Origin of the sequence: Amycolatopsis sp. NPDC051716 (assembly GCF_040681595.1) — a bacterium.
Classification (GTDB): Bacteria; Actinomycetota; Actinomycetes; order Mycobacteriales; family Pseudonocardiaceae; genus Amycolatopsis.
The window spans coordinates 22,193-39,101 of sequence record NZ_JBFAZA010000044.1; the positions used below are offsets into that span (position 1 = coordinate 22,193).

14 protein-coding genes are annotated in these 16,909 nt (G+C 70.9%); 5 read left to right on the top strand and 9 right to left on the bottom strand.

Annotation, left to right across the window (positions count from 1 at the left end; genetic code table 11):
* The first annotated feature begins 121 nt into the window (after positions 1-121).
* The 3 genes from AB0M30_RS40610 to AB0M30_RS40620 all read left to right on the top strand — a co-directional run bounded on the left by AB0M30_RS40610 (position 122) and on the right by AB0M30_RS40620 (position 5,477).
* Positions 122-1,510, top strand: a complete 1,389-nt coding sequence (locus AB0M30_RS40610; protein WP_364595827.1) for an amino acid permease — start codon at positions 122-124, stop codon at positions 1,508-1,510.
* Positions 1,511-1,541: 31 nt separating this feature from the next.
* Entirely contained in the window at positions 1,542-2,543 is a 1,002-nt protein-coding gene (locus tag AB0M30_RS40615) for a LacI family DNA-binding transcriptional regulator (RefSeq protein WP_364595830.1), read from the top strand.
* A 99-nt stretch (positions 2,544-2,642) separates the two neighbouring features.
* Positions 2,643-5,477, top strand: coding sequence for a glycoside hydrolase family 2 TIM barrel-domain containing protein (locus AB0M30_RS40620; protein WP_364595833.1), 2,835 nt, complete (start codon positions 2,643-2,645; stop codon positions 5,475-5,477).
* A 249-nt stretch (positions 5,478-5,726) separates the two neighbouring features.
* Here the strand turns inward: AB0M30_RS40620 and AB0M30_RS40625 are convergent, their stop codons facing one another.
* The 3 genes from AB0M30_RS40625 to AB0M30_RS40635 form a co-directional block, all read right to left on the bottom strand.
* Positions 5,727-6,788 (bottom strand): hypothetical protein, encoded by a 1,062-nt coding sequence (locus AB0M30_RS40625; protein WP_364595836.1) that lies wholly within the window; start codon positions 6,786-6,788, stop codon positions 5,727-5,729.
* Complete coding sequence (locus AB0M30_RS40630) at positions 6,788-7,150, bottom strand: nucleotide pyrophosphohydrolase (protein WP_364595839.1); 363 nt, start codon at positions 7,148-7,150, stop codon at positions 6,788-6,790. The genes AB0M30_RS40625 and AB0M30_RS40630 overlap by 1 nt, the downstream gene beginning before the upstream one ends.
* A gap of 183 nt (positions 7,151-7,333) precedes the next feature.
* A complete protein-coding gene (locus AB0M30_RS40635) occupies positions 7,334-8,011 on the bottom strand; it encodes an NUDIX domain-containing protein (RefSeq protein ID WP_364595842.1) in 678 nt (225 codons plus the stop codon).
* 78 nt (positions 8,012-8,089) lie between these two features.
* Between AB0M30_RS40635 and AB0M30_RS40640 the strand changes: the two genes are divergently transcribed.
* Positions 8,090-9,091: an SPFH domain-containing protein gene (locus AB0M30_RS40640; protein WP_364595845.1), complete on the top strand. Its 1,002-nt coding sequence runs from the start codon at positions 8,090-8,092 to the stop codon at positions 9,089-9,091.
* On the top strand, positions 9,088-9,957 hold the full coding sequence (locus AB0M30_RS40645; protein WP_364595847.1) for a hypothetical protein: 870 nt from the start codon (positions 9,088-9,090) through the stop codon (positions 9,955-9,957). The genes AB0M30_RS40640 and AB0M30_RS40645 overlap by 4 nt, the downstream gene beginning before the upstream one ends.
* 69 nt (positions 9,958-10,026) lie before the next feature.
* Here AB0M30_RS40645 and AB0M30_RS40650 read toward each other — a convergent pair whose 3' ends face one another.
* The 6 genes from AB0M30_RS40650 to AB0M30_RS40675 all read right to left on the bottom strand — a co-directional run bounded on the left by AB0M30_RS40650 (position 10,027) and on the right by AB0M30_RS40675 (position 16,908).
* Positions 10,027-12,252, bottom strand: a complete 2,226-nt coding sequence (locus AB0M30_RS40650) for a glycoside hydrolase family 15 protein (RefSeq protein ID WP_364595850.1) — start codon at positions 12,250-12,252, stop codon at positions 10,027-10,029.
* Between the two features lie 358 nt (positions 12,253-12,610).
* Complete coding sequence (locus AB0M30_RS40655; protein ID WP_364595853.1) at positions 12,611-13,306, bottom strand: TetR/AcrR family transcriptional regulator; 696 nt, start codon at positions 13,304-13,306, stop codon at positions 12,611-12,613.
* Between the two features lie 59 nt (positions 13,307-13,365).
* Positions 13,366-14,466, bottom strand: coding sequence for a glycerate kinase (locus tag AB0M30_RS40660; protein WP_364595856.1), 1,101 nt, complete (start codon positions 14,464-14,466; stop codon positions 13,366-13,368).
* Entirely contained in the window at positions 14,463-14,840 is a 378-nt protein-coding gene (locus tag AB0M30_RS40665) for a gamma-glutamylcyclotransferase (RefSeq protein ID WP_364595859.1), read from the bottom strand. Before AB0M30_RS40665 ends, AB0M30_RS40660 begins: the two co-directional genes overlap by 4 nt.
* Positions 14,841-14,849: 9 nt before the next feature.
* Complete coding sequence (locus AB0M30_RS40670) at positions 14,850-16,301, bottom strand: NCS2 family permease (protein ID WP_364595862.1); 1,452 nt, start codon at positions 16,299-16,301, stop codon at positions 14,850-14,852.
* 124 nt (positions 16,302-16,425) lie between these two features.
* On the bottom strand, positions 16,426-16,908 hold the full coding sequence (locus tag AB0M30_RS40675) for a nucleoside deaminase (RefSeq protein WP_364595865.1): 483 nt from the start codon (positions 16,906-16,908) through the stop codon (positions 16,426-16,428).
* Position 16,909: the final 1 nt, after the last annotated feature.

Here is a 16,909-nt window from a genome sequence, read left to right on the forward strand (position 1 = left end):
AGGCGGCACCCACCCCGTGTCAAGCCGGAACCGGCGGATCCACTGGTGATCTCTCGCACACCTTAAGTCTTCCTTAGCCGGCTTGGTGACCCGCCGCACACCGCTCTAGCGTCCGATAACCATGGATTCCTCGCTGCTCACCGAAAACGGTGAAAGCTACTCGAAAGCGCTGGGCAACCGCCAGGTGCAGATGATCGCCATCGGCGGCGCGATCGGCGTCGGGCTGTTCCTCGGCGCCGGCGGCAAGCTCCACCAGGTCGGCCCGTCGCTGATCTTCTCCTACGCGATCTGCGGCGTGGCCGCCTACTTCGTGATGCGCGCGCTCGGCGAACTCGTCCTGCACGAGCCCAGTTCCGGCAGCTTCGTCACCTACGCGCGGAAGTTCGTCGGGCCGTGGGCCGGCTTCGCCTCCGGCTGGATGTACTGGGTGAACTGGGCGATGACCGGGATCGCCGAGATCACCGCGGTCGCCATCTACGTCCACAAGTGGCTGCCGGACGTGCCGCAGTGGATCACCGCGCTGATCGCCTTGGGCGTCCTGCTGGCGGTGAACCTGCTGTCGGTCAAGGTGTTCGGCGAGCTGGAGTTCTGGTTCTCGGTGGTCAAGGTGCTGGCCATCGTCGTCTTCCTCGTCGTCGGCGTCGGTCTCGTCCTGACGAGCACCGACATCGGCGGCACGCCCGCCGGCGTGTCCAACCTGACCGGACACAGTGGACTGTTCCCGGCCGGCATCGGCATCGCGCTGATGACGTTGCAGGCGGTCATCTTCGCCTACTCGGCCATCGAGGTCGTCGGCATCGCGGCCGGGGAGACCAAGGACGCGCGCAAGGTGCTGCCGAAGGCGATCAACGGCGTGGTCTGGCGGATCGGCGTGTTCTACGTCGGCTCGGTGCTGCTGCTGGCGATGCTGCTTCCGTGGCCGTTCTACAGCGGCGACGAGAGCCCGTTCGTCACCGTGTTCAGCCGGCTCGGCATCCCGGGCATCGGCGACGTGATGAACGCGGTGGTGCTGACCGCGGCGCTGTCCAGCGTCAACTCCGGCCTCTATTCGACCGGCCGCATCCTGCGCTCGCTGGCCGAGAAGGGCGAAGCGCCGTCGTTCGTCAGCCGGATGAGCAGCCATCAGGTGCCCTACGGCGGCATCCTCTTCACGTCGGTGGCGTACGTGCTCGGCGTGGTGCTGAACTACCTGGTGCCGAAGGAGGCGTTCGACATCGCCATCGCGATCGCGTCCCTCGGCGTGATCAGCACCTGGGCGACGCTGATCTTCTGCCAGCTGCGGCTGCGCCAGGCCGCCCTGCGGGGCGAGCTGGAGCGCCCGTCGTACCGGATGCCGTGGGCGCCCTACAGCGGCTGGGCGACGCTCGCGTTCCTGGCCCTGGTCGTGGTGCTGATGGGCTTTTCGGATGGCGCCGAGAAGATCGCGTTCTATTCGATCCCGGTGCTCGCGGTGGTCCTGGCGGTGGGCTGGCGCTTCGTGAAGCGCCGCGAACGCACCCCGCTGGGGTAGCGGCCGGGCCGTGGGCGGGCATACTCGACGGGTGTCTTCGAGCAGCACGGAACCCCGGCGGGTGACGATCCACGACGTCGCCCGCTCGGCCGGGGTCTCCCGGCAGACGGTGTCGCGGGCGCTGAACGACAAGGGTGAGATCGACGGCTCGACCAAGCAGCGCGTCCTCGACGCCGTCCGCGAGCTCGGGTACCGCCCCAGCCGCTTCGCCCGCGGCCTGGTCCGGCCGGACACCACCACGATCGGCCTCGTCGTGCCGGACCTGCTCAACCCCTTCTTCACCGAGGTCGCCTCCGGCGCGCTGCAGGCGGCCAGGGCCCGCGGCTGGCACGTCGTCGTGCACGACACCGCCGACGACCCCGATCAGGAACTGGCCACGCTGCGGGTGATCGGCACCCAGGTCGACGCGGTCACCGGCTACTTCGGCCGGTCCGACGAGGACCTCGACCGCCTCACCGCCGGGATCCCGGTCGTCCTGATCGGCCGCGAGCCGCACACGCCGCGGTTCAGCGGCATCGTGATCGACGGGGAGGACGGCGTCCGCGAGGCCGTCGCCCACCTCGTCTCGCGCGGGCACCGGCGGATCGGCATGCTCGACGGCAACCCGGCCCCGAGCGTGCGCCGCCAGTGGTTCCTGCGGGCCGCCGCCGGGTGCGGGATCTCGGTGCACCCGGGCTGGATCGCCGCCGGCGCCCAGACCGTCGACGGCGGCGGCACCGCGCTCGCCGGCCTGCTCGCCGCCCACCCCGACGTCACCGCGCTGTTCGCCTTCAACGACGTGATGGCCATCGGCGCCCTGCGCGAGGCCCGCCGGTTCGGCCTGCGCGTGCCCGCCGACCTCGCCGTGATCGGCTTCGACGGGCTCGCCCTCGGCACCCTCGTCGAGCCGGAGCTCTCGAGCGTCGCCATCGACACGCGCGCGGTCGGCGCGCTGGCCGTCGAGCAGGCGGCCCGCCTGGTCACCGGCGCGACACCGCTGGAACCCGCCGAGCTGGTCGTCCACGCCCGCCTCCACCTGCGCGAATCCGCCTGATCCCTTGACACCCGGTCCCACCCCGAAGCACACTGCGAAGCGGTCCGTGAACGTTCACGGGAACGTTCTCGGGCGCCTGCCGAACGCGGAAAGGACCCCATGTCGTACCTCGAAGACCCCGGCCCCGGCCGCGGTTCGCTTCCGCCGCGCGCGGCCTTCACCTCCGACGCGCCCGCGCTGTCGCTGAACGGCACGTGGCGGTTCCGGCTGTCGCCGAGCCTCGCGGCCGCGCCGGCGGGGATCGAAGCCGGGGAGTTCGACGACTCGGCGTGGGACGAGCTGCCGGTGCCGTCGCTGTGGCAGCTGCACGGCCACGGGCGGCCGGCCTACACGAACGTGCCCTACCCGTTCCCGGTCGACCCGCCGCACGTGCCGTCGGACAACCCGACCGGCGATCACCGGCTGCGGTTCGACCTGCCCGCCGGCTGGCCCGCCGGGGCCGCGGTGCTGCGCTTCGACGGCATCGACTCGTGCGGCCGGATCTGGCTCAACGGCACCGAACTCGGCGTCACGCAGGGCAGCAGGCTGCCGTCGGAGTTCGAGGTCGGGCCGCTGCTGCGGCCGGCCGGGAACGTCCTCGTGGTGCGCGTGCACCAGTGGTCGGCGGGCAGCTACCTCGAAGACCAGGACATGTGGTGGCTCTCCGGCATCTTCCGCGCCGTCACCCTGATCGCCCGGCCGGCCGGCGGCATCGGCGACTACTGGGTCCGCGCGGACTACGACCACACCACCGGCCTGGGCACGGTCCGGGTCGAAACCGGCCCGGACGTCGTGCTGGACATCCCCGAGCTGGGCGTCTCCGGGCACCCGGCGGGGGAAGCGCTGGAGCTGCCGGTCGAGCCGTGGAGCGCCGAGACCCCGCGGCTGTACGAGGGCACGCTGGCCACCGCGGCCGAGCGGGTGCCGGTGCGGATCGGGTTCCGGACGGTGCACATCGAGGACGGGCAGCTCAAGGTCAACGGCCGCCCGCTGATGCTGCGCGGGGTGAACCGCCACGAGCACGACCCGCGCACCGGGCGCGTCGTGTCACCGGAGACGGCGCTGGCCGACGTGCTGCTGATGAAGCGGCACAACGTCAACGCGGTCCGGACCAGCCACTACCCGCCCGACCCGGCGTTCCTCGAGCTGTGCGACACCTACGGACTGTGGGTGATCGACGAGTGCGACCTGGAGACCCACGGCTTCGAGCCGCTGGGCTGGGCCGGCAACCCCAGCGCCGACCCGAGCTGGGCCGAGGCGTACCTCGACCGGATGCGGCGCACGGTGGAGCGGGACAAGAACCGGCCCAGCGTGATCCTCTGGTCGCTGGGCAACGAAAGCCACACCGGCGAGAACCTCGCGCGGATGGCCGAATGGGTGCGCCACCGCGACCCGACGCGGCCGGTGCACTACGAAGGCGACCACGACTGCGCCTACGTCGACGTGCACAGCCGGATGTACGCCACGCACGAGGAGGTCGAGCGGATCGGCCGCCGAGAAGACACCAACGAGCGTCGCCGGGACCTGCCGTTCCTGCAGTGCGAATACGGGCACGCGATGGGCAACGGCCCGGGCGGCCTGCTCGAGTACCGCGAGCTGTTCGAGCGGTACCCGAACTGCCAGGGCGGCTTCCTCTGGGAGTGGATCGACCACGGCCTCGCCGCCGAGGGGCACTTCGCCTACGGCGGGGACTTCGGCGAGCCGATCCACGACGGCAACTTCGTCATCGACGGCCTGGTCTTCCCCGATCGGACGCCGTCACCGGGGCTGGCCGAGTTCGCGAAGGTCGTAGAGCCGGTCCGGATCGACGCGGATGCGGCCGGGATCCGGGTGCGCAACCACTACGACTTCGTCAGCACCGGGCACCTCACGTTCACCTGGACGCTGGAGGACGAAGGAACCGTGGTCGCCCAAGGCGTCCTCGACGTGCCGGCCGTCCGATCCGGACAGAGCACTTCGGTCCCGCTCCCCGGGCTGCCCGCGACGAGCGGCGAGTCGTGGTTGACCGTGTCGGCGTCGCTGACGTCGGCGACGGCGTGGGCGCCGGCCGGGCACGTGGTCGGCTGGGGGCAGCTGGCGGTGTCGGCGGCCCCCGCGGCGGCGCCACTCCCCCCGCGCGGGCCGGTGTTCCGCACCGGCGGCCGGCTGGTCCTGGGCGCCGGCGAGTTCGACCCGGTGACGGGCGGCTTGGCGGCCCTCGGCGGGCACGTCGTGGCCGGGCCGCGGCTCGACGTGTGGCGCGCGACGACCGACAACGACCGCGGCACGTTCGCCGGGCGGCCGGTCGCCGACCAGTGGCGCGAAGCCGGGCTGCACCGGATGCAGCACCGGGTGATCACGGTCGACGCCGACGGCGAGGAGCTGGTGGTCCGCACCCGGGTCGCGCCGCCGGCCCAGCCGTTCGGGCTGTTCGCCGACTACACGTGGACGGCGTTCGGCGACCGCCTGCGGCTGCGCGTCGAGGTGACCCCGGACGGCGAGTTCCCCGGCACGCTCCCCCGGCTCGGGCTGGCGATGGCGATCCCGGGCGCGCTCGGCTCGGCGGAGTGGTTCGGCGGCGGCCCGGGCGAGGCGTACCCGGACAGCCGCCAGGCGGCGCGGATCGGCCGGTTTTCCAGCAGCGTCGACGGTCTGCAGACGCCGTACGTCTTCCCGCAGGAGAACGGCAACCGGACGGCGGTCCGCTGGGCTCGCCTGACGGCCCCGGACGGCACGGGCATCCGGGTGGACGGCGAGCCGGTCTTCGACTTCACGGCCCGCCGCTGGACCGCGGCGGCGCTGGAGGAGGCCCGGCACACCGACGACCTGGTGCCGGGCGAGCAGGTCCACCTGACGCTGGACGTGGCCCAGCACGGGCTGGGGACGGCGTCGTGCGGGCCGGGGGTGCTGCCGGGGTACCGGCTGGTGCCGCAGAAGACGGAGTTCACGCTGTGGTTCCGGCCGCTTTCTGGGTGAAAAGGTCCGGAGACGAGACAGGAGCGCTCCGGGGCAGGCCCGCTGCCCTCTCGCACCGAGCAGGGGCGGCGACCTGGGGCGGGTGTCGAGGCACTCGGGTGATGGCGGAAGGTCCGAGTCGCAGCCTCCGAACCGAGCAGCCGGCGACTCGCGGCTCAAGGAGCACCTGTAGGGGTTTCGCTGTGGCCGGCGGCCGGGCGACGAAGCTCACGGCGCTGTACCCCATCGGAATTTCCGCCCGCTCTCATCTCACGAACCAGCAGGAGCGACCACCAGCTCGAGGTCGCGTCCGGGCGACGGGCTCGACTGCGGTGCAACACCGTCGTGCGTCCTCACGAAGACGTGCCGACGATGCCAGTCGTAGTACTTGTCCCGGCCCGGGCTCCACCACGCGCAGACCCGCTCTTCGAGATGTTCGCGCACAAACCCGGCCACGCTGCTCGAGGTCTGGGCCACGCTGCTGATCAAGATCTTTCCGTTGTCGCCGACGGCCACATATCCCCGCTCGAACAGGCTGTCGCAGCCCAAGACGCAGGCGAGCATACCGACGTTGTCGAAGTCCTTGCGCTCGTCTTCGGTGCAGTGCGACCGCTTCTTGATGTGTGCCCCGACCAGAAGAGACGGCGGGAAGTCCCGGCCGCAAAGCCCGCAGGTGTCGCCCGCCAGCTCAACCAGCCGCCGCTTCAGCGCGGGGTGCTCGCGACGCCAGTTGACTGTTCTCACACTATCGGTCGGACCGTCCGGCGCCACCGTCGTCCCGGATGGGCGAGCAAACGCCCGGCATATCTGCAGGAGATTGCTCGTGTCCTGGAGGTTGGAGAGTTCGACCATGTTCTCGGCCTGACGGCCATCGACCACTGTGAAACCCTGGATGAAGGCCTTGTCGTTCCAGCCTAGCGCGGTACGGACCTCCCCGATCGGCAGCGTGATGTCCCGGAGGTTGACCAGGGCGTAAATGAGTTCCCACGTCAGCCCGTTCGGGTCTCTTCCCCAGAGCCGGACCGCAAGGTCCGGGTTGTGGAAGGTGAGAGCGATGTGCCCGGCCATGTATATCTGCTTCTCGCCGTAGAAGAACACTCCGTCACCAGGCAAGAGCTTGCGCCACCTGCTCACGTTACGACCGCTCAACCCGGGCGTCGCTCCCCAGAGCTGGGCCAGGCCCTCCGGATGAATCGCCGTCAACGCGTCGAAGGTCTCCGGCTCGATCAAATCGGCGTGGTCAGCCAAGCGGACCCGGGTGTCGATGGTGTCGCGGAAATGACGAGCCACTTCCCGATCGCTGCGGGCAGCCGGCTGGAGGACGATTCGCATTAGTGTTCCGTTCGCAGCTTGTCGTACTTCACTGCCGTGCCCCTGGCCAGGGCTGCGGGGTACTTCACCTCGTTCAAAGCGATCTTTCCGGTCAGCGCTGCCGCAATGTCGATGCCGAGGACGTCGGCAAGGCGCAGGAGATACGCGAACACGTCCGCGATCTCGTTCTGCACCTCTTGCGCGGTCGCCGGGTCCTCCATGATCCGCGCGGAGTCCTCCGGTGTCAGCCATTGGAAGATCTCCGTCAGCTCGCCCGCTTCGCCCACCAAAGCCATGGCCAAATTCTTGGGCGTGTGGAACTGGTCCCAATCGCGCTCAGAGGCAAACTCGCGAAGACGCCGAGTCAGCTGGTCGAGATCCATGGGAGAAACTCTACCGGCCCGGACGGGTTAACTCGATCAGATGACCCCTCCGCGGCGGCCCGCAGTGCGCGTCGCGGACCGGGTGGGCGTCACACGGAGCTGGGCGAGGCGAGCACGGGCACGGTCGCTTGAGTCTGTCAACGACTGAGGGTTGTCCGTGAAATTGATTCGGACCTATCGAATTCAGCTCCGCAACATCGGCGGGTACAGCACGTCCGCCTTCCCCCGCCGGTAAAGCCGGGCCGGGCGGCCGCCGTCGCGGGTGGTCGTGCGGCCCGTCGGCTCCAGGAGGCCCTCCGCTCCCGTCACCTTGCGGTGGAAGTTGCGGGGGTCGAGCCGGGTGTCCCAGACCAGTTCGTACACCCGGCGCAGCTCCGCGACCGTGAACTCCGGCGCGCAGAACGCCGTCGCCAGCGGGGAGTACTCCAGTTTCGCGCGGGCGCGTTCGACGCCGTCGGCCAGGATGCGGTCGTGGTCGAACGCCAGGCGCTCGGCCCGCAGTGCGCGCACCGGTGCCCAGCGGGCCTCCGCCGCGTCCGTGCCCGCGCGCGGCACCGGCAGGTCCGGCGCCAGCGCGAGGTACGCCACCGTCACCACCCGCATCCGCGGGTCGCGGTCGGGGGCGCCGTAGCCCGCCAGCTGTTCGATGTGGACGGTCCCCGGGGCCAGTCCCGTCTCCTCGGCCAGCTCGCGCCGTGCCGCGTCCGCCAGGTCCTCGTCCTCCCGGACGAACCCGCCCGGCAGTGCCCACTCGCCGAGGTACGGCTCCACGCCCCGGCGCACCAGCAGCGCGCACAGCTCGTCCCCGGTCAGGGTGAGCACGACGAGGTCCACGGTGACGGCGAACGGCGGGTGACCCATGCCACCCACCCTAATCGTCAGCTTGACGATTAGCAAGTCCACCCCATATCGTCACCACGACGATAAGAGGAGGGCTTCATGGCCGACATCAACCGCCGGTTCGGGTTCCGGCACCTGCGCGGTGCGCCCACCGTGCACATCCGGCACTACCGACGCGGCAAGCTCGCGCACGACGGCGTCGGGCTGTCGTTCTGGTACCGGCCGCTGACGGCGGTGGTCTCGGAAGTGCCGGTCGACGACCGCGAGCTGCCGCTGCTGTTCCACGCCCGCACGGCCGACTTCCAGGACGTCACCGTCCAGCTCGCCCTCACCTTCCGGATCGAGGACCCGGCGCTCGCCGCGCAGCGCATCGACTTCTCCATCGACCCGGACACCGGCCGCTGGCGAAGCGATCCCCTGGGGCAGATCAGCGGGCTGCTCACCGAGAACGTCCAGCAGTACGCGGTCGAGGTGCTGACCCGCACGCCGCTCGAACAAGCCCTCGCCGACGGCGTCCGCGCGGTCCGCGACCGGATCCGCGCGGGCCTGGCCGAAGAGGACACGCGGCTCGCGCAGACCGGTTCGGCGGTGCTCGACGTCCGCGTCGTCGCGATCCGGGCCCAGCCCGAGGTCGAGAAGGCGCTCCAGACGACCGCGCGGGAGAAGGTGCAGCAGGAGGCCGACCGGGCGACCTTCGAGCGGCGCGCGCTCGCCGTCGAACGCGAACGCGCGATCAGCGAAAACGAGCTGCAGAGCCAGATCGAGCTGGCCCGCCGGGAGGAGCAGCTGCTCGCCCAGCGCGGCGCGAACGCCCGTCGTCAGGCCGAAGAAGCCTCGGCGGCGAACCGGATCGAGACGGAGGCGCAGGCTTCGCGCGAAGAGCGGCTCACGCAGGTGAAGGCCGATGGCAAGCGGGCGCTCGGCGAAGCGGAAGCGGCGGGCGAGGCGGCCCGGCTGGCGGCGTACCGCGATCTGCCCGAGGGTGTGCTGACCGGGCTGGCGCTGAAGGAACTGGCCGGGAACCTGCCGCGGATCGACAGCCTGGTGCTCACCCCGGACCTGCTCACGCCGCTGCTGACGAAGCTGGGGGTCCGCTCGTGAGCCTCGCCCCGCGGGTCGTGCTCGTCCACCGCCGCACCGAGCTGGCCGAGCTCGTCGCCCGCCACGGCACCCGCGGCCAGGCCGAATTCTTCCTGCGCACCCGCGGTCGCGACCTGGCCGAGGTCACCGCGGCGGACGCGGCCGTGCGCACCGCCCTCGCCGCGGCGTCGGCGGCGATCCCGCTGGACTGGCGCCGCGGCGAGGTCGAACGGGCGGACCTCGACCGGTTCCTGTTCACCCCGGAGGACGTCGTCGTGGTGGTCGGGCAGGACGGCCTGATCGCCAACGTGGCCAAGTACCTCGACGGCCAGCCGGTGATCGGCGTCGCTCCCGGCGAGCCCGGCGTCCTCGTCAAGCATCCGGTCGAGGCGGTCGCGGACCTGGTGCGGTCGGCGAACGACGTCGAACACCGGACGATGGCCGAGCTGACCGCGGACGACGGCCAGCGGCTGCTCGCCCTCAACGAGATCTACCTCGGGCACGCCGGGCACCAGACCGCCCGCTACCGGCTGGGGGTCGGTGGCGGGCGGGCGGAACGCCAGGCGTCGTCGGGCATCCTGGTCGGGACCGGCACCGGGGCGACCGGCTGGTGCGGCTCGGTGTGGCGGGAACGCCGCAGCGGGCTGCCCCTGCCGGCCCCCGGCGAGGCCCGGCTGGTCTGGTTCGTGCGGGAGGCGTGGCCGTCGCCGTCGACCGGGACCACCCGCACCGAAGGCGACTTGACGCGGGCGCCGCTGACGGTCGAGGTCGAATCCGACCGCCTGGTCGCGTTCGGCGACGGGCTCGAGGCCGACACGGTCGCCCTCACCCGCGGCCAGACGGCGACCTTCGCCCCCGCGGCGAAGACCGTCCGCCTGGTGCGGTGACGGAACGGCCGACACGCGTGCTTGAACGGACGACACGCGTGTCTGGAGGGACGACACGGCGGGAGCGGGTCAGGTGCCGTAGCGGGTTTTGACGATCGAGGGGGTGTCTAGGTTGTGGCCTGCGTCCATGCTTTGTGCCAGCCGCAGGTACTGGCCCTCGGCCCACATCAGCGGGCCCGCGCTGCCGGTCGGCCGGCCGAGGCCGAAGCAGCCGACGTCCGCGCGGTCCCAGACCTGCTCGGGCACGAAGTAGCCGCCGTTGGCCGAGTCCGCCATCGACTTCAGGTACACCGCGGCCGAGCGGCCGTTGGCGAGCTCGTACTGGCCGCGCTCCCCCGACAGCACCGGCCACAGCCGCCCGAACCGCTGGGCACCGCCGGCCGGCCAGCCCCCGCAGTTCGCCGTGCTCTCGCCGTAGTTGTCGTGCGGGTAGCGGTGGAAGTAGACGTCGCCGTTCGGCAGCGTGACCTGCATCGCCGAGTTGCCGTCCGACGCGGCGGCCGTCGGCGCGACCGAGTTCGCGATCGTCGCGTCCCCGGCCGGGCGGATGCCGAGCCGCACCAGGTCGAGGAAGCCGAAGTCGGTGACGTCGTGTTCGTAGAAGCAGCCTTCGTCGAAGCAGATGGTCGCGGTGTCGTTCGGGTTGCCGGCGCGGTCGAGGCGCTCGTAGTAGGTGTGGCCGCCCCAGTAGCCGGCCGTCGTGACGGTCCAGCCGGCCAGGGAGTTGCGCCACGAATCCGCGGTGGACTCCCACGTCGACGCGCTCGCCGTGTCGCCGTTCGCCCGCGCGATGGCCCCGGCCGCGATCAGCCCGGCGATCTCCGCGGCCACCGAGGACGGCGACTTGCCGTACTGCTCCTCCCACCGCTCGGTGGTGTCCGGGCCGGTGGAGACGATGTGGTTGGCGGTCGTCTTGACCTTGGCGTAGGTCGAGGCGTCGGTGACGCCGGTCAGCCAGGCCAGCAGGATCGCGTCGGCGTCCTGGTCCAGCTGTTCGCAGCAGCCGAGCTGCTGGGCGCTCGCCCCCGCGACGCCGGACACCGGGCTGTAGCGCGGGAAGGACCCCGCCGGGTACGTCATGCCGTCGCCGGCCGTGGGACTGCCGATCCACTGCGCGTTCCAGAGGAACTGGGCCATCCGCTTGGCCTGCGCGCTGTCGCCCGCGGCCAGGAGCCCGGTGGCTTGCTGGTAGAGGTCACGGCCCCAGACGCGGTGGTAGCCGTCGTTGAGCTGGTCGCCGTTCGTGAAGTTGCCCCAGGGGGTGGCGAGCCCCGCGACGCTCGCGCCCGGGTGCTGTTTGTCTTCGGCGGTCTTCAGGGCCATGGCCGCGACGTAGTAGGCGCGACGCCGTTGCGTGTCCCCGGAAACGCTGGCCGGGGCGAGTTTGAGGGAGTTCACGTAGGAGTTCCAGCCGCTGCGGTAGGAATTGGCCACGGCCGTGAACCCGCTGCTCAGCGAGGCGCTCGCGGTGGACGTGGCGGCCGCCGCCGTGTCGCCGTAGCCTTGTGCGACCGTGAAGGTCGTGTCGGTGCCTACCGGGATCTGTCCACACTGGACGACGTTGCCGGTGCCGGAGATCGTGTCGAACTGGTTGTTCAAGGTTTTGTCGGCGCGGAGGTCGACCAGGCAGTCGCTGGCCGCGCCGCTGTAGCCGTTGTCGTGTGCCGTGAAACCGGTCGAGACGCGGAGCGCGGAGACGACCGTCGTTGCTGTGCCGCCGAAGAGTGTCTCGGTTCCGGCGGCCATCAGGGCGCCGGACGAGTCCCACCAGGCGTTGTCGTTCGCGCCGCCGCCTGCCATCGATGGATTGGCCAGGAGGTACAGCCGGTAGCTTCCGCCGTCGAGGGACTGGAAGTGGGTGTTCGTCAGGAGCGTTGCGCGGGCCGGGTCGGTGACGTAGTCCGTCGTGATGCGGTACTTGCCGCTCTTGGCCGTGTTCGTGATCGTGTACTGGAGGGCCTTCTCGTCGGGCATGGTCACGACGTGGTCTGTGGCGTCGCGCTCCAGGTCTACGAATGTCGCGCCGTCGGTGATGACGAACTGGCGGTCCTGGGTGTTGGGGATGTCCGCTCGGGGGTAGAAGACCTCGGATGTTATGCCGTCCGCGACGGTGAACCAGACTGGGCTGCTCGGGGTTGTGGCGGTGCCCAGGGCGGATTTGTTGCCCGTTGACCAGGAGGCTCCGCTGCCGCAGCAGTCGGTTGCCGTGCCCGTCGCCTGGGCTGTTGCGGGGAGGGCTCCGGCCAGGAGGATTGCTGTTCCGGTGGCGGCCAGGAGTGCTTTCCAGCTGATCATCGGGCCCCTTCGACGGCTCTGTCGGGAGAATATGTTGTGGGCGGCAACATATTGGGCTTGTTTGGGGGTTGGGGGCAATGTCTGATCGGACTGGATCGATTCTGTTGGGTGCTCCTGAGTTGTGGTTGCGGGTCGCCGCTGCTGATGTCTGCGGGCCGAGGCTGCCGCTCTCCGCAACCCCGAAGCCGGATTGTGACTACGGCCGGCGGCGCCGCGTCAAGGCGGGAAAACGTGCCTTGACCCGGCACCACCGGCCGTGTTCTGGCTTCGGATCGGGGTTGCGGGGGGCCTGGGTTCCGAGGGGGTGAGCTCCGCCGGAGGGTCGAGTTTCGAGGGCGGTTGCGGGCTTGGGGAGTGCCTACGCGTCCGCTATGCGGTCCAGCCACTCGGCCAGCAGGGTTCGCTCTGGCTTGGTCAATGCCGTTGCGCCCTCGAGGCCTGCTCGTAGGGCGTTTGCCCGCTCTGGCAGGTCTGATCCCTGTGGCTCTGGTGTTCCGGTCAGGATGCGGGCCAGTACCGTCTCGCGGGCCGTTTCCGAGAGGTCGGGGTCGCGCTGGTCCTCTGGTGTTGCTATTTGCGTCAGGACGACGCCCATCCCCGCCGCGTGCGTCAGCCTTGCCGCTCGCTCCACGCTCACCCTCAGGCGGCCCGCCGCCGCTACTCGCTCGATGATCGCTCGCAGCATCGCCTCCGCTTCGCGGGCTGCCGGCGATGTGCGGCCCGGGCGGGCGTCTCCGTACATCAGCACGTAGAACTCCGGGCGGGACAGCCCGAACTCCTGGTGCAAGTCCCAGCCTCGGCGGAGGTCCTCCACCGGGTCGCCCGTCGAGCCCATCGCGCGCTTGCTCTTCAAGTACTCGTCGAAGCCGTACGCCGCGACCGCGTCGAGGAGGCCGTCCTTGTCTCCGAACAACCTGTACAACGCTGGGGGCTGGACGCCCGCCGCCGCGCTGACCGCTCGGGTCGACAGACCGTCGCGGCCCTCCGCCGCCAGCAGGGCCGCTGCCGCTTCGAGGATGCGGATGCGGGTGTCCACCGCCGTCTTCGTTGCCATGGTTACGATGGTAACAAATCTTGGGTATCAGGTGTTCGGCCCGGGTGGCGGGGCGGGGCTCAGCTGGGCGGCGAGCAGTGGTCGAGCGCCACTCGGTGGGCGAGACGACGCAACAGCGGTGCCGCCTCCGCCATGCAGCGCGCCGGGTCCGGCTCCAGGTCCGTCAGCGCGTACGCGGCCGAGATGCCCGCGTTCGCCAGCTCCGAGGTCGTCAGCCGGCAGCGGCCGGATACCGCGACGCAGGGGATGCCCCGGGCCGCCGCGGCCCGGGCCACTCCCGCCGGGGCCTTGCCGGACAACGTCTGGTCGTCCAGCGATCCCTCGCCCGTGATCACCAGTGCGGTGCCGGCCAGGGCCGCGTCGAAGCCGAGCAGGTCGAGGAGCAGCTCGATGCCGGGCCGCATGCGGGCGTCCAGCAGGGCCATCGCCGCGTAGCCCACTCCCCCGGCCGCTCCGGCGCCCGGGCGGGATGCGAACTCCGGACCCGCGATCGATGCCCAGTGCCGCAGCGCCGCGTCCAGGGTTGGGACGTCTCCGGGGGACGCGCCCTTCTGCGGGCCGTAGACCGCCGCGGCTCCGCTCGGTCCATACAGCGGGTTGTCCACGTCGCTCGCCAGCTCGATGTCCACTTCGGACAGGCGGGGCACCTCCAGCGAGGCGAGCCGGGAAAGGGCCGCGCCACCCGGTGGGAGTTCGCGCCCGGCGTCGTCGAGGAGGCGGGCGCCCAGTGCTGTCAGCATGCCCGCGCCGCCGTCGGTGCAGGCGCTGCCGCCGACGCCCAGGACGATCCGGCGGCAGCCGGCCCGGATGGCCGCCGCGATGACGTCGCCGGTTCCCGCGCTGGTTGCCGTGAGCGGCTGTGGTGGCCCGGGTAGCAGGTGCAGACCGGACGCCTCCGCCAGCTCGACCACCGCGGTTTCTCCGCGCACCGCGTAGGACGCCGTCACCGGCGCCCCCGTCGGCCCGCGGGCCGGGACCCGCACCCGCTCGTACCCGGCGGCGACGGCCGCGTCGACCGTGCCCTCGCCGCCGTCGGCCACCGGGAGGGTGCGGACCACCGCCGCCGGGTGGACGTCGGTGAGGCCCGCGGCCACCGCCGACGCCACCTCGGCCGCGGTCAGCGACCCCTTGAACTTGTCCGGGGCGATCAGGACCTTCACGCGCTCGCCTTGTACGCCCGCCAGTCGCCGATTTCGGTGATGTCCCGCAGGGCCACGTGCGAGGTGTACGGCCGTCGCAGCAGCATCGCGAACGCCGAGCTGCCGTCGGCCAGCTCCACCACCCCCAGCTCCAGCTCGTGCGGTTCGGACGGGAGCACCTTGTCGCGCAAGGCGTCCAGGGAGACGTCGTACACCTCGCCGGTCACCGGCGCGCCGCCGTGCGACACCGGGTACAGCGCCGGGCACTGGTCACCGACCGCGTAGAACCGGTACTTCGGCGCGGTCTTCGTGGTCGCCACGAACGGCGAACCCGCCAAGAGGTGGTGCAGCGGCTCGCCGCGCATGGCGCCGCCGTTGAAGAACATCAAGGCCACGAGAACTCCTTAGCGGAAGAGGGCTTCGACGCCGTCGACGGCGAAGTACACCGCGAACACCAGCGCCAGCAGGGAAAGCAGCCAACCGGCCTCGCGCCACTTGCCGCGCCCGATCTTGATCAGCACGAACGCGATCAGGCCGGCGCCGACGCCGTTGGTGATGGAGTAGGTGAACGGGATCAGCGCGGCCGTCAAGAACACCGGGATCGTGTAGTCCGGGTCGTGCCACGGGATGTTCCGGCACTGCGCGACCATCATGCCGCCGATGACCACCAGCGCGGGCGCGGCCGCCTGGGCCGGGACCACCCCGGCGAGCGGCGTGAACAGCAGCGTCCCGGCGAACAGCAGTCCGGTGACGACGCTCGCGAGGCCCGTCCGGGCGCCTTCGCCGACCCCCGCCGCCGATTCCAGGAACACCGTGTTCGGCGACGAACCCGTGACGCCTCCGGCGATCGCGCCCGCGCCGTCGACCAGCAGGATCCGGCCCATCCGCGGAACTTTTCCGTTCTTCGACAGCCCGGCTTCGTCCGAGACGCTGGTGATCGTGCCCATGGCGTCGAAGAACCCGGAGAGCACCAGCGTGAACAGGAAGACCGTGGTCGCGAGCGCGCCGGCCGACGCGAACCCGCCGAACAGGTCGATGTGGCCGAAGAGCCCGAAGTCGGGTGCCGCGACGACGTGGTCGGGCAAGGCGGGGGTGGTCAGGCCCCAGCCGCCGACGCCGAACACCTGATGCAGCACCACGGCGAACACGGTCGCCACCCCGATGCTGATCAGGACCGCGCCCGGGACCTTACGGGCCATCAGCACGACCATCAGCAGCAGGCCGAAGCAGAACACCACGATCGGCCAGCCGTGCAGGTGCCCGCTCGCCCCGAGGCGCACCGGGACCGTGGTCTGCGCCGCGTCCGGCATGCGGGTCACGAACCCGGCGCTGACCAGGCCGACCAGGGCGATGTAGAGCCCGATCCCGACGGTGATCGCCATCTTGAGCGGCCTGGGGATGGCGTTCATGATCCGCTCGCGGACGCCGCTGACCGCCATCAGCACGATGCACACGCCTTCGAGCACGACCAGCCCGAACGCCTGCGCCCACGTCATCGACGGCGCCATCTGGAAGGCGACGATGCCGTTGATGCCCAAGCCGGCGGCCAGCGCGAGGGGCGCGTTGCCCACGAGTCCCATGAGGACGGTCATCACCGCGGCGGCCAGCGCGGTCGCCGTGGTCACCTGGGCGGCCGAGAGCCGGGCGCCGGTGATGTCGGCGGAGGCGCCGAGGATGAGCGGGTTCAACAGCACGATGTAGGCCATCGCGACGAACGTGGTGACGCCGCCGCGAACTTCGCGGCCGATCGTGCTCTGCCGGGCCCTCAGCTCGAAGAGCTTGTCGAGCAGCGAACGACGCTGAGGTGGTTCGGGTACTTCGCCGAGTTCGGATTCCTGGATCTCTACCTGGGTCATGCGTCCTGCCCTTGCCGGTGGGTGTGCTCGGCCAGGCCAAGGCACAGCGCCGTGCCTGGGCGAGCGGGACGTTCGATTCGGTTGTGCTCCGGTCAGCTGGCCTTGTGGGTCAGTAAGCGGTGGGTCAGTAGTCGGTGCGGTCGCTCTTGTCGAGCCAAGCCGCGAACGGCGCGAAACCGTCCTTTGCGGACAGTCGCGTCACGGGAACGGTCCACGTTTCCCGAGGACGGTCGAAGAGTTCGTAGAAGGCGCGGTCGTCGAAGCCGGCCTTGGCCGCGTCGTCGCGGTCGGCGGCGAAGAGGACCTTGTCCACCCGGGCCCACAGCGCCGAGGACAGGCACATCGGGCACGGCTCGCAGCTGGAGACGAGCACGCAACCGTCCAGCTTGAACGTGCCCAGCTCCTGGCAGGCCGCGCGGATCGCGACCACCTCCGCGTGCGCGGTCGGGTCGAGGTTCGCGGTGACGCGGTTGACGCCGGTCGAGACGACCTTGCCGTCCTGCACGATCAGCGCGCCGAACGGGCCACCGCCGTTCTCGACGTTCTGGGTGGCGATCCGGACGGCTTCGTCGAGCCACTCCTGCTCGACGGAAACGGACGTGGTCATC